The 13792-nt window shown below is 59.0% G+C and carries 7 protein-coding genes; 2 read left to right on the top strand and 5 right to left on the bottom strand.

Annotated elements, in window-relative coordinates:
* The first annotated feature begins 77 nt into the window (after window positions 1-77).
* A complete protein-coding gene (locus tag IVB19_RS06565; RefSeq protein ID WP_247821163.1) occupies window positions 78-1373 on the top strand; it encodes a tyrosine-type recombinase/integrase in 1296 nt (431 codons plus the stop codon).
* A gap of 200 nt (window positions 1374-1573) precedes the next feature.
* On the opposite strand, the gene IVB19_RS06560 is transcribed toward IVB19_RS06565, so the two are convergent.
* Entirely contained in the window at window positions 1574-3109 is a 1536-nt protein-coding gene (locus IVB19_RS06560) for a PAS domain-containing sensor histidine kinase (RefSeq protein ID WP_247821162.1), read from the bottom strand.
* A gap of 280 nt (window positions 3110-3389) precedes the next feature.
* On the bottom strand, window positions 3390-4712 hold the full coding sequence (locus IVB19_RS06555) for a sensor histidine kinase (RefSeq protein ID WP_247821161.1): 1323 nt from the start codon (window positions 4710-4712) through the stop codon (window positions 3390-3392).
* A gap of 323 nt (window positions 4713-5035) precedes the next feature.
* Here IVB19_RS06555 and IVB19_RS06550 point away from each other — a divergent pair, with 323 nt between their 5' ends.
* Complete coding sequence (locus IVB19_RS06550) at window positions 5036-10900, top strand: AAA family ATPase (RefSeq protein ID WP_247821160.1); 5865 nt, start codon at window positions 5036-5038, stop codon at window positions 10898-10900.
* A gap of 220 nt (window positions 10901-11120) precedes the next feature.
* Here IVB19_RS06550 and IVB19_RS06545 read toward each other — a convergent pair whose 3' ends face one another.
* From IVB19_RS06545 to IVB19_RS06535, 3 genes are all read right to left on the bottom strand, one after another.
* Complete coding sequence (locus IVB19_RS06545) at window positions 11121-11330, bottom strand: hypothetical protein (protein ID WP_247821159.1); 210 nt, start codon at window positions 11328-11330, stop codon at window positions 11121-11123.
* Entirely contained in the window at window positions 11327-11518 is a 192-nt protein-coding gene (locus IVB19_RS06540; protein ID WP_247821158.1) for a hypothetical protein, read from the bottom strand. Before IVB19_RS06540 ends, IVB19_RS06545 begins: the two co-directional genes overlap by 4 nt.
* A gap of 1103 nt (window positions 11519-12621) precedes the next feature.
* Window positions 12622-13692: an adenylate/guanylate cyclase domain-containing protein gene (locus IVB19_RS06535; protein ID WP_247821157.1), complete on the bottom strand. Its 1071-nt coding sequence runs from the start codon at window positions 13690-13692 to the stop codon at window positions 12622-12624.
* Window positions 13693-13792 lie beyond the last annotated feature (100 nt).

The following is a 13792-nucleotide window of genomic DNA, read 5'->3' as shown; positions in this document are numbered from 1 at the left end:
TTCGTACTCGTTTGGTACTGTTCGTGAGCATCTTCGACCGCCTGTTGAAGAAAACTTGAAGAAATGGAGAACGGCAGTTGGCACGCTCAGCGCGGCATTCTTCGCTTGAAACCCGTACCGCTCGTGCGCGGTTGCCAGCTCGGCGGACGCCCTACTTCGCAAAGATCGCGAAGGGGCTGCGTCTCGGTTACTATCGCGGCGCAGGTTCGGGATCGTGGGTCGCAAGCTTTTATCGTGGCACACCGGGCTATGAGACGAAGGCAATCGGTCCGGCCGACGACACTATCGACGCTGACGGCGTCACTGTCTTCGATTTTTGGCAGGCACAGGATCGATCTCGAATTTGGGCGGAGCAGCAACGCTTGGTCGCGGCGGGAATTGTTCGGACCGGACCGTACAAGGTTGAGGATGCCATCAACGACTATCTGTCGGAGATAGCCGCCGAAAAGAAGCCTGCTGCCGTCAAGGGTGCAAAATACGTCTTCGATGCTTGGATCCTGCCTGATCTGGGGTCGCTTATCGTCGATGAGTTGACGACTGAAAAGTTGACTCGGTGGCGCAACAAGATCGCAACGGACCCTAAGCGCGTGCGAACCAGACGCGGCGCGGCCAAGCCAGCCACGCGAGAAACCCCTGATGAGGAGGATGCGCGCCGTGCTCGTAAGGCTACCGCCAACCGCATTCTTACCGTACTCAAGGCGGCGCTGAACCGAGCATTTTACGCCGACCGCGCATCGTCAGATACTGCTTGGCGCAAAGTGAAGCCGTTCAAGAAGGTTGACGAGGCCGTTGTTCGCTACCTCACTCTCACTGAAATCCGTCGCCTGGTTGATGCCTGTCCTCAGGACTTTCGGAAGTTAGTCGAAGCAGCTTTGCACACCGGATGCCGCTATGCTGAACTCGGCCGCCTCAAGCGCGAAGACTACAACGATGATAGCGGCACACTATCCGTCCGGCTAAGCAAGGGCAAAAACCGACACGTCGTTCTAGCGGAGGAAGGAAAGATGGCTTTCCGGCACTGGACAGCGAACATTACCTTTGGCGAGCACATCTTTTTGAGGAGTGATGGAAGGCCGTGGGGCACCTCTCACCAACAGCGACCGCTTGATGAGGCGAGTGACCTGGCTGAGATAGTTCCAGCAGTGAACTTTCACATCCTACGGCACACTCACGCGTCCTATCTCGCCATGGCCGGCGTGCCCATGGGGGTGGTCGCGCGACAACTTGGCCATGCAGATACGCGAATGACGGAAAAGCACTACGCTCACCTCGCGCCAAGTTATGTAGCTCAAACAATCCGCGAAAGTTTCCCATCTCTCGGCCTCGCTCCAGCCTCGACGCAAGTCATCGCATTTCGAAAGCTCACAGCATAGTTCCGAACCAGGTTGTTTCAGACACCTGCGACCCCTGCGTCCCGAACGTAAGTAGCGATCGAAAAGATCAACGACAACAGTGAGCTTTGCGCGGCATTGACCACCTTTATCGCCATTTGTTCACGGGGTTTCGGTGGTCAATCGGTGGTCTGCTGCATCAACCAACCCTGTCTCAAGGCGACGCCATCGCTCCCGGGCGACTACACGGCGGGCAATGCGAACTGAAATGTCACACCGCGAGATTCATTCGCCTCTGCCCACAGCCGGCCACCATGGGCGTCGACGATAGACCGGCAAATCGACAGCCCCATCCCTGTTCCGCTAGGCTTTGTGGTGTAGAAAGAATTGAAAACGCGATCGAGATGCTCCGGATCGATGCCTGGCCCGGAATCGCGTACTGCCACAACGACACCTGTGTGGACTTGCTTGGTGCTGATCAATAGCTCTCGGGGCGCTGCCTCGACCGAGCCCATTGCTTCCACCGCGTTCAGAAGCAGGTTTAGGACCACCTGCTGCAATTGAACGCGATCGCCGTGAACGGGAACTAATCCCTCAGAAAGCAGGGTCTGGACCCAGACGCGATTTTTGAAGATTGCGCCTTGCCCGAACATGATCACCTCATCGATTGCTGCATTGAGATCAAATCGCTCTTTTCGCGGAGGCGCCTTCTTCATCTGATCTCGGATGCGGTCGATGATGCCTCCGGCTCGATCGGCATCGCCTACGATGCAGCCCAGGGCTTCCCTGACCTCGCCAAGATCTGGCGGCTGCTTATCCAAGAAATTCAGAGCCGCACGGGCGTTGTTGCGCGCGCTGGCAATCGGTTGCGTAATTTCGTGAGACAGCGAGGCGGCCAATTCTCCCATCATGCTCACGCGGTTCATGTGGGCGAAATCCGATTGCATTTGATCTAATCGCGCCAGTGCTCGCGTGCGATCCTCAATGTCCGTCAGTAGAAGATACCAGCGGGCGATGCGTCCGGAGTCATCGAGAATTGGGACGTGGCGGTTTTCAAACCACCGATATTGGCCGTCGAAGCGCCGCACGCGTAGCTCGAAGTTGAAGGGGATCTCCGAGGCTACCCCTCTCTGGACGAGTTCAAGAATACGGGGAAGGTCTTCGGGATGCACCGTATCGTTTGTTCCCCAGTTCTGTAGCTCTTCCAGCGATCGGCCAAAATACTCGAAAAGTTGACGGTTGGCGGCTTTGAGTTCACCGTTCGGGGCCAAGACCGCAACCAGGCCGGCTATCCCGTCAATTGCTAGAAGCAAACTTCGTTCGTTTTCACGCAGGGCTTCCTCGGCGCACTTGAGGTCTTCAATATCAAGATTCACTCCGACCCACTGCAGTATGGTTCCATCGTCCGCCAGGAGCGGTTCGGCGCGACTGAGGAACCAGCGGTAGCCTCCTTGAGCGTTACGAACTCGAAAACTCCCCTCACCGCCCTCGCCCGTGCGCAGACGGGTCGCCCAATTTTCTTGTGTTTCTGTGCGGTCGTCCGGATGCACGAAGGGAAGATGGGCGTCGCACTGTGCGCCAACGTCGATGCCGAAACGCAGAGGATGATCTTTCGGAAGACCAAGGTAGTCCGCGGTTCGTTTGTTCACGAAGGTGAGCCCGCCGGACCGAGACGCGTACCAGGTATGCGCGGGAATCACGTTTAGAGTGGCTTGCAACTGTGCCACGTATCCGGTCCGATGTTCGGCGTTCTTGCCTTCATCGACGTCGACAGTCATCTTCAGCCCGCGGGTTTAGTGCAGCGACCCAGCGTCGTACCGGCCCGCTAGCGCCGTTCATCGAATACGGCACCATCTGCCGGCTCCGGCGTGGAGCTTTCGACCAGAATCCGGCAGACAGGGCCTTAGGTGCGCACCGCGTCCACTGTCCGCCCTGAAAGGGATTTTACTGCATCGCCTGAGAATTGCCAGCCGTCGGTTGGTTGGTATCGCCCTGACCTGCGTTCGATGTCCGCTTCGGGTTCAAAAAGCAACATCCGGCGCAGGGCTGATAGTTCCGCTAGGGCCAACAAGCGACATCGATCACGGATGGCGGCTCAGTCAGCGGGATCGTAAACTGAAAGAGCGTCCCCCTTGGCTCGCACCCGGTCGCCCACAGCCGCCCACCGTGGGCTTCGATTATCGAGCGGCAGATCGAGAGCCCCATGCCCATGCCGTCGGGCTTCGTCGTGTAGAACGGTTCAAAGAGACGCGGCAGGCTCTCCGGGCGCAGCCCATGGCCGGTATCCCGCACCGCGACGCACACTCCCTCCGGCTCGATACTCACGGTGCTGATGTGTAATTCGCGGTTAGCTTCCTCGACGCTACTCATCGACTGGATGGCGTTGAGGATTAGGTTCAACATCACTTGTTGCAGTTGCACCCGATCGCATTGGATACGTGGCAACGCGGGAGCCAGCTGCGTGCTGGCTGTGACGCCGGTCTTGACCGCTTCGCTGCGGGTTAGCGCGGTCACCTCCAGAATCGCTGCATTGAGGTCGACGGCTTCCTTTCGGGGTGGCGCTTTTTTGATGAGAGACCCGATCCGGTCGACAACGTTGTTGGCTCGGTCGGTATCGCCTACAATACAGGCCAACGCTTCCCTAATTTCACCCAGATCTGGCGGCTGCTTATCCAAGAAATTCAGAGCCGCACGGGCGTTGTTGCGTGCCGTCGCAATGGGCTGCTTGATTTCATGAGCAATCGAGGCGGTGAGCTGGCCTATGGTGGCGACGCGGTTGGCATGCGCCAGCTCGCTCTGAATCTCGCGATATTGCCGCTCGCGACGGGTGCTCTCCAAGGCAATGGTGGCTTGCGCAGCGAAGTCCATGAATAAGCAAATCTGTTTCTCGGTGAACGGCTGTACCCGCGTGCGGCCCAGACTAATTACCCCGACTATCTCATTATCTTTGAGCAACGGCAGAAACAGGGCCGTTCGATAACGAGCCTTCGCCGCCGTGACCCAAAGGTCAGCCCGATGATCGCCTTCAAGTGCTGTCAAGTCTGGGATGTGCGCGGGTAATCTGCTTGTGGCTAATCGACCCAGAAAACTCTCCTTGTCGAGCACTGGGAATGATGATCTCACCTGACTAACCAAAGAGGAGTCCCCTCGCACCGCAACGAGACGAAGGCCGCTTTCTTCAAAGAGACGCAAGCTGCCCATGTCTGCTCGACAGAGACGTTTGGCGCTGTCGAGGATGGCGTCGAAGATGGGCTGCAAGTCGTGCGGCGAGCTCGCAATGGCGCGCAGCACTTCCGAAATTGCCGTCTGTTGCTCGATGAGTTCGGTCACCCGATCTTGCGGCCCAGAAGCGGTCATTTCAGCGCGGACACCCTCGTTCATGCGGAGCAGCCTCAGCTTAAACGGTGAGGGCAGCATAACAGGTCCAGCCGCAGTTCGCGATAGCTCTCAGGGGCGTCCAAACCGAGGATGCGGCCAAACAATTGACGTCTGGTCTGGGCTAACACCGGAAGTCAGTTGATTCTCGATCACTTCGTCGGTGCGTTCTTCCTTGCCCAAGCATCTCGGCTCTATAAGCGAGAGGCTCTCGTCTAGCCACAATATGGCACCGATCGCATTTTTGGGTGCCTGTTTTTGGGTTGACGGGCAAAAGCAAATGTAACCTAATCAATGCCTTAAAATAGTCCTCCTGGCAGGAGGCCTTCATGAACGAGCTCTCGGGCTACGTATTCTCGCCGCTGCGGGAGGGCGACATTGCTCTATACCGGGGCTCCGGCAACGGCTTGACGCCGATCCTGCTTGTTGCTGCAGAAGAAACCTCGCCCGGTTGCGTCGAGCGACTTGAACACGAATATGCGCTCAAGTCCGAACTAGACGCCGACTGGGCGGCGCGGCCCGTCGCGCTTACGCACGATAACGGCCGTATGACACTGGTGCTTGAGGATCCCGGCGGTACGCCGCTCGATCGACTGCTTGGCCAGCCGCTGGACGTATCGCATTTCCTGCGCATCGCGATCCCGCTCGCGGGCGCGCTCCGCCATGTGCATGAGCGTGGCCTCATCCACAAGGACATCAAGCCGGCAAATATCCTCGTGGAATCGGCAAGCAGCAACGTGTGGCTGACGGGGTTCGGCATCGCTTCGCGTCTGCCGCGCGAGCGCCAAGCCCCCGCCCCACCGGAGGTGATCGCGGGCACGCTCGCCTACATGGCGCCGGAGCAGACTGGCCGGATGAACCGCTCGGTCGACTCCCGAAGCGACCTCTACGCGCTCGGCGTCACGTTCTACCAGATGCTTACTGGCTCCCTGCCGTTCACCGCGGCCGATCCGATGGAGTGGGTGCATTGCCATATCGCCAGAAAACCGCTGCCGCCCAGTGAACGGTTGGAGAATATTCCCACTCCGGTCTCCGAAATCGTTGTGAAACTCCTCGCGAAAACCGCCGAGGAACGCTACCAGACTGCAGCTGGCGTCGAGGCTGATCTTCGGCACTGTCTGGTCGAACGGGAGGGTAAAGGGTGCATCGACCCGTTTGCGCTTGGCGAACACGACGCGCCCGATCGGCTGCTACTTCCCGAGAAATTGTACGGAAGGGCGCGCGAGATAGAGTCCTTGCTCGCCTGCTTCGACCGCATAGTCAGCAGCGGTGCGACGGAGCTGGTACTGGTCTCCGGATATTCCGGCATCGGAAAATCCTCGGTAGTCAACGAACTTCATAGAGGGCTTGTTGACGCGCGCGGGCTCTTTGCATCAGGCAAATTCGACCAGTACAAGCGTGACATCCCCTATTCCACGCTGGCGCAAGCCTTTCAGAGCTTGGTCCGGCCACTGCTTGGCAAGAGCGATCCAGAGTTAGCTGGATGGCGCCAGGCATTTCGCGAAGCATTGGGCCCGAACGGGCAGCTTATCATAGACCTAGTTCCGGAACTGAAGCTCATCGTCGGCGACCAGCCACCGGTCCCTGAGCTGCCACCCCGTGACGCTCAACGCCGCTTTCAGCTGGTTTTCCGACGCCTTCTCTCAGTGTTCGCTCGGCCGGAGCACCCGCTGGCGCTGTTCCTCGACGATTTGCAATGGTTCGACTCGGCAACGCTCGACCTGCTGGAAGATTTGTTGACCCAACCGGACGTGCAGCATCTGATGTTGATCGGGGCTTACCGGGATAACGAGGTCAATTCCGCCCATCCTCTGATCCGCAAGCTCGCAGCGATCCGCAAGGCGGGGGTGGTCGTGCAAGAAATCATCCTTGCGCCTCTCGCCTGTGAAGACCTGGGACGGTTGATTGGCGATGCTCTTCACTGCGAACCCGAACGCGTCACCGCGCTGGCAGAGCTGATCCATGAGAAGACGGCGGGCAATCCATTCTTCGCCATTCAGTTGATTTCCGTACTTGTCGAGGAGGGTCTGCTCACATTCGATTATGGTGAAGGACGATGGTCCTGGAACCTGAACAGCATTCGTGCCAAGGGTTATACCGACAACGTCGCTGATCTCATGGCGGCGAAGCTGAGCCGTCTGCCGCCTGCGACTCAGAAGGTTCTCGGCCAGTTGGCCTGCCTGGGGCATGCTGCCGAGTCGGAAACGCTGGCGCTGATTCACGACGCGAACGACGAAGCGACAAACGTAGCGCTGTGGGAAGCTGTTCGGGCCGGCCTCATCCTTCGTTCGGGCGGCACGTACGCATTCTTCCACGATCGCGTCCAAGAGGCGGCCTATGCGCTCGTCGCCGAGGACGAGCGGGCCATGGCGCATCTTCGCATTGGCCGATTACTTGCCGCGCGCACCCCACCGGAGCACCTCAAAGAGAACATCTTCGACATTGTGCACCAGTTCGGCTGTGGCGCGGCGCTGATCAACACAGAGCGGGAGCGCGAGCAGGTCGCCACACTCAATCTAATGGCAGGTAAGCGCGCCAAGGCGGCAACCGCCTACGCCGCAGCCCTGCGGTATTTTGCCGTCGGACGGCTGCTGCTGGGGGAAAATGGTTGGGAGCGGTGCTACCAGCTCACCTTCGACCTCGAACTCAACTGGGGCGAGTGCGAATACCTGACCGGGGAATTGGCGGCAGCGGAAGAACGGCTCTCGCAACTGTCGACGCGGGCGCGAACCATTGTTCATGCCGCCGCAGGCGCTTGCGTGCGCATCAATCTGTATACGACCCTCGACCGGAGCAACAGGGCCGTCGACGTAGGACTGAAATATCTCCGCCGGGTTGACGCCCGATGGCCGCAGCACGCGACAGCCCAGGACGTCCAGCAGGAGTATGATAGGCTGCGGCAACGGCTCGGCTCCGGCTCGATCGAGGGGCTGCTCGACCTGCCGCTGATGACCGATCTCGACCGGCGCGCAACCATGGACGTGCTCACGGTACTAACATCGCCCGCCTTGTTCACCGATTTGAATCTTTTCCGCCTCGTGGTCGGCCGGATGGCGAGTCTCAGCCTGGAGTATGGCAACAGCGACGGATCGTCCCTTGCGTATGCATGGCTGGGTGGTGTGCTCGGGACACACTTCTGCGATTACCAGGCAGGGTTCCGCTTCGGCAAGCTTGGTCTGGATCTGGTTGAGAAGCGTGGCCTTGATCGGTTCCGAGCCCGCGTCTACCTGGTTTTCGCAGTCCATGTCGCGCACTGGACACAGCCCTTGGCCACGAGCCGCGCCTTCCTGCGGCGCGCTTTCGATGCCGCACGGGAAGCGGGCGATCTTTCTTATGCCGCTTACAGTTGCATTGACCTGACGGCGAACCTCTTCGCCTCCGGTGCTCCACTCGACCAAGTCGAACGAGAGGCCGAAATTGGGATGAAATTCGCGCAGGACGTGGGCTTTGGTCTTGCCGGCAACAATCTTACTGTACAGTTTAGGCTCGTCCGAATGTTGCGTGGACTGACACTGGACTTTGGTTCCTTCAATGAAGCAAAGTTCGAGGAAAGCCGCTTCGTACAGCGATTTGAAAACATTCGCGGGCTGAGCATTTGCGCGTGCTGGTATTGGATTCGCAAGCTGCAAGCCGGCGTCTACAGCAGCGACCCCGTACGTGCGATCGCGGCGGCAACGAAACTCGCGCCGCTGCTGTGGACAGCGCCCACGCAAGTGGAGCAGTCTGAATATCAATTCTATGGTGCCCTTGCGCGGGCGGCACGGTGCGATGAAACTCCGGCCGAGGAGCGATCCCAGCATTTGGCGGCGCTGGCGGATCATTACAGGCAGATCGCTGTTTGGGCGGAAAATTGTCCGGAGACTTTCGAGAACCGCGTTGCACTTGTCGGCGCAGAGATCGCCCGGATCGAAGGCCGTGAGTTCGATGCTGCTCGTCTGTACGAGCAAGCGATCGCCTCGGCCCGCGCAAATGGCTTTATTCACAATGAGGCGCTCGCTTACGAACTGGCCGCACGCTTTTACGCAGCGCGTGGGTTCAAGCAGATCGCGGACCTGTATCTGCGGAACGCCCGCTACGGCTATCTCCGTTGGGGCGCCATCGGGAAGGTGCGACAACTCGACCAGACGTATCCAGACCTCAGACAGGAAGACCCATTTCCCGGCCCGATGAGCACCATTGGTGCGCCGGTTGAACACCTCGACCTCGCGACGGTGATCAAGGTGTCGCAAGCCGTCTCGAGCGAGATCGTACTCGAAAAACTGCTCGACACGCTGATGCGCACCGCGATTGAGCAAGCAGGCGCCGAGCGAGGTCTGCTGATTGTTTCACAGGAAAACGAGCAACGAATCGCAGCGGAAGCCATAACGAGTGGTGATACAATCATCGTGCGCCTGCCTGAGCAGCCCGTGACCACAACGGCGCTGCCGGAAGCGCTCGTTCGGACCGTCCTTCGCACGCGGGAGGCGTTGATACTCGACGATGCCGCGGTTGAACTCGCCTTTGCCGCCGATCCCTACATTCGGCAGCACCAATGCCGGTCCATTCTCTGCGTTCCTTTAATCAATCAGAGCAATTTCATCGGCGTGCTCTACCTTGAAAACAACCTGGCCCCCAGAGTCTTCGCGCCAGCCCGGATCGCGGTACTGAAGCTGCTCGCCTCGCAGGCGGCCATCGCGCTGGAAAATGCGAGTTTGTACCGCGATCTCAGCGAACGCGAAGCGAAGATCCGACGCCTAGTCGACGCCAACATCATCGGGATCATCATCTGGGAGCGTGGAGGCCGGATTTTGGAGGCCAATGACGCGTTTCTCCGCATCGTGGGATACGACCGGGCGGATCTCGTTTCACGCCGCCTGCGCTGGACCGACTTCACACCGTCGGAATGGCTCGACAGCGATGAGCGATGGTGGATCCCGGAGCAAAAGATGATGGGGAGCGGACAGCCGTTCGAGAAGGAGTACCTCCGGAAAGATGGCAGCCGTGTGCCCGTGCTGATCGGTGTAGCGAGCTTCGAAGAAAGTAAAGATCATGGAGTCTCTTTCGTCCTCGATCTTACGGACCGCAAGCAGGCTGAACTAGGTCTGCGGCAGAGCGAGGAGCGCTTTCGCACGCTCGTACAATTCTCCTTCGACGTGTACTGGGAATCGGATGCGCAGCATCGCTTCATCCGTCAGGATTTCGCGGAAGGCCTTGCAGACCCGCCGGCGCCGGGCTCTGAAATCGGCAAGACAAGGTGGGAGGTGCCCTACTTGGAGCCTGACGCGGAGGCCTGGCGCAAGCACCGGGAGACCCTCGAGGCCCACCTGCCTTTCCGCGACTTTGAGCTCGCGCGACCCGCCGCCGACGGCGGCAAGCGCTACATATCCGTTTCGGGCCTGCCGGTGTTTGATAAGGCGGGGCGCTTCATCGGCTACCGAGGCGTCGCGCGGCACATCACCGAGCGCAAACGAGCAGAAGAGGCGCTGCGGGACATGCAGATGAAGCTGGCGCACGCGAACCGCGTCTCCACCATGGGCCAGCTCTTGGCCTCGATCACCCATGAAGTGAAACAGCCGATCGGCGCAGCACGTAACAACGCGCGTGCCGCCCTGAATTTTATGGGCAAAAATCCGCCAGATCTGGGCGAGGTCACGGAAGCGCTCGGCTGTGTGGTGGACGATGCCGATCGAGCGGGAGACATCATCGACCGGATCCGAGATCACATCGAGAAGGCGCCACCCCGAAGAGAGTGCTTGGACATCAACGCGGGTATCCGCGATATGATTGAGCTTACCCGCGACGAATGGCTGAAAAACGGCATCTCAATGCAGGCAGACCTCGCGGACGGCTTGCCGCTCATTGAGGGCGACCGGGTACAGCTGCAACAAGTGATCCTCAATTTGATCGTGAATGCCGTCGAGGCTATGAGCGACGCCGGCGACGGGACGCGAGAGTTGCTCGTCAGCAGTCGGAAGGCTGATCCGGGAGGCGTGCTCGTAGCGGTGCGAGATTCGGGTCCGGGACTGGCGCCGGAGACTCTCGAGCACATTTTCGACGCCTTCTACACGACGAAGCCTGGCGGTTTGGGGATGGGCCTGTCGATCTGCCGTTCGATCATCGAAGCGCACGGCGGCCGATTATGGGCGAGCGCGAACCTGCCCCGCGGCGCCAGCTTTCAATTCGCCCTGCCAGCGATCGCAGACACCGCATCGTAATGCTGCACTCGCGAGCCGTCGTAAAGAACAGGCAACCCGACGGCGAGTTCTGCTGTGGATCATTGGCGTCGATTTTGGCAGTCCGAAATAGGTCCCACCACGGGGGTAATCTCGGAAGTACCGGTTCTACGGTTTTGCCGGTTGAGGGCGTCGGTTTGCAAGTGTATCAAGCGACCAGACGGAGCCTCGAACGATGCTACGCTAGTCGCGGCTTCCCCTCCTAAGCGCCCCTGCTATCCGGTTTGCCAGTCACACATCGCCATGCTGCCAGGCGCTCGCCAGGATGTTGCTTCATCCACTGGGCGAGCTGCGGCGCGCCCATCAGGCAGGACTGCATCGACACGTTAGCGAAGTCCGAGGTGGTGACGGTCTGCTCGTGGCATTTTGTCGGCGAAGAGAGACTGCAAAGCACGGCGATGATCTTGATCACGACAGGAGAATCCCGTTGCTACGATGGGCGTTGGCGTCGTTGACCGTATGATTGACCGGTGCCTTGTCCTGCTGTTCGTTGAACAAATCAATTGGCGGAAATATGCTGTCATATACCGCGCGGGCCTCTCGAATGAGACGGGCGCGCTCGCGCTCAGACTTCGGGACAAATCGAACAATTTCGTCCATATCCGCTCCATACACCGGTTAGACAAGTAATCCGCAGTTCACGTCCGCCATAAACTGATGTCACTCATCTTATTTCGATTAGGACAGCGATCCCGACTTTGACGCTCTGCAGGCGATCACGAACGGCAAAGTCTGGACCGCGCCCAGCACATTCCTGCCTTCGCCACGCATTTCTTCCGCAATTGAGCCGTGGAGCTGCCGATCAGGCCACATACGTCAATCGCCTTCAGCGTTAGCAGCCGATCGAGCGGCTACTTTGGTCGCATCAACATGCAAGGCGTTCTCAGCTCGCCGCTGGTAGTCGTCGGCAAGGCCCTTAAGCTGACCCGCAATCGCTCGGTCGTCATGGCTTGGGCAGCGCGAAGCAAAGTCTCTGCTGTTTTCAGGTATTCCTTGCCTCGTTGCGAGATCTGCTGAACCGTCATAAGGCCCTCGCACTGTTCTGTGTCGCTTGGTCTGAAGCGGGTTGGCGCCAGGGCAGCCAATTTCGGTCACTTGCCCGGCGATCTCTGAATCGATCGACGCACTTCTTGGAACAAAGAGGGGCTCGCCACGAGTAGTACCGAACGAGACCAAACCTGCCATCACAGCCCGCGCATCGCGCGGCTCTGCCACATCTGAGACTGTCGGAGCAGTTCGGCATTGTCGACTCCTCTTGGTGTTATCGTCGTTGCTCGTCGAGCATTCTTCTTGCACCCACCGCATCTCTTTCGTTGTGCGCTTTTCCGCCACATCCCACTTAAGATGATCGCGAGCCCCGATTGAATTGAACGTGGGTACTCGTCATGGAGCCAAAGTCATCTTCGAACGATACTTAGGCTTAGGCCGATCACATCAATCGATGCGGCACTTCGATTTGCCGGCGGTATGGGGATCATGCTCCTGTCGTGGTCTCTAGCGTATCGTACACACCCGGGGACTCTTGATCATTCGTGACCCGTTTAGAGGGACAATGTGGTTTCGCTCTTCCCCTCGAGAGAGGCAAGTCATATCGTCCGCCATTCTCGGGGATCGCAGCAATTCAGCGAACGCTCGCTACTGCGTTAGCTCCGGAGGAACGCATTTCCTTACGCAGCCCGGCGCTCAGTCCGTGCGTCCATCTTTCACCCGACTTCGCCCCCCGGACGGCTGCCGACTAACCAATCGTCGGGTCTTCTAGCGGACCTTGGCTCTTGTCTCATGCTGAAGAGACGGATTGGCTCCTTGCAGCCGCGCAATAGGTGGACACCCTCGTCGACAAACGCTTTTGCGATCTCCAGACTGCCCTCTACCAACAACGCCTCCACGAACTTTTCGGTAACCAGCACCGGAGCATCGATAATTCGGCAATGGGCTTCGACGCGGCTTGCGATATTCACGGTGTCGCCGACCAAGGTGAGCTCGAGCCGCCTTTCGCTGCCGACATCTCCCTGGACGACCTCGCCGCAGTGAATGCCGACGGCGATGCGAACGGCAGCCTTGTTGCAGCGGACGCGCCGCTGGTTCCAGCATTCGATTGAGTTCACGATTTCCAGAGCACACATAGCCGCATTTGTCGCATCTCGCCGACTCGTCAGGGGCGGGCCAAAAAATGCCATCAGCCCGTCGCCCAGATATTTGTCAACCGATCCATGATTCGAGAAAACCGCCTCGCTCAACAACTGAAGCAGATCGCGCAGCATACTGATGACAACGTCCGGAGACTTTCCGGACGAATACGCGGTAAAACCTATCATATCGACAAAAAGCACCGTGGCGGGTTGGCGGCGTGCGAAGGAAAATGGAGCACGAATGTCGACAAGCTGGTCGACAATCTTCGGCGAGAAGAAACGAGTGAGGTTTGCTCGCTGCCGCTCAACTTCCTTGACGCGCAGATTTGCCGAAACGTTCCGGAGCACCAGGACGGTGGCAATCAGGATCGAAATCAGGCTCACGCCAAACCGCAACGGGGCGGCTCCATCCGCCTCAAATCCGTGCATGAGCGCGTAGCTGAGGACCGTAAGGAGTGCACAGGTGACGCCCGTGGTCACGATGCCGCGGCGATGTAGGTCGTGAGCGGAAATCAAGACAACGATCACGTACAGGGACGCCACTGCAAAGTGGAGGGACGTCAGCGTATCGATAAGAAAAATGCTGGCCGCGAGCGCGACCGCCACGGAAAGAGAACGGAGCCCGGCAAGACAACGCAGCAGCATCGAATCATCGCTTTCCCTTCGACGGATCGGCTAACGGCCGCCGCCGACCTCCGAAGTGACCGCACGGCTTCGGAGCTGTACGCTAAGGCAAGAACTCGGA

The sequence above is a fragment of the Bradyrhizobium sp. 187 genome, assembly GCF_023101005.1.
GTDB classification, from domain to species: Bacteria; Pseudomonadota; Alphaproteobacteria; order Rhizobiales; family Xanthobacteraceae; genus Bradyrhizobium; species Bradyrhizobium canariense_D.
This window is presented reverse-complemented; position numbering and strand designations above follow the sequence as displayed.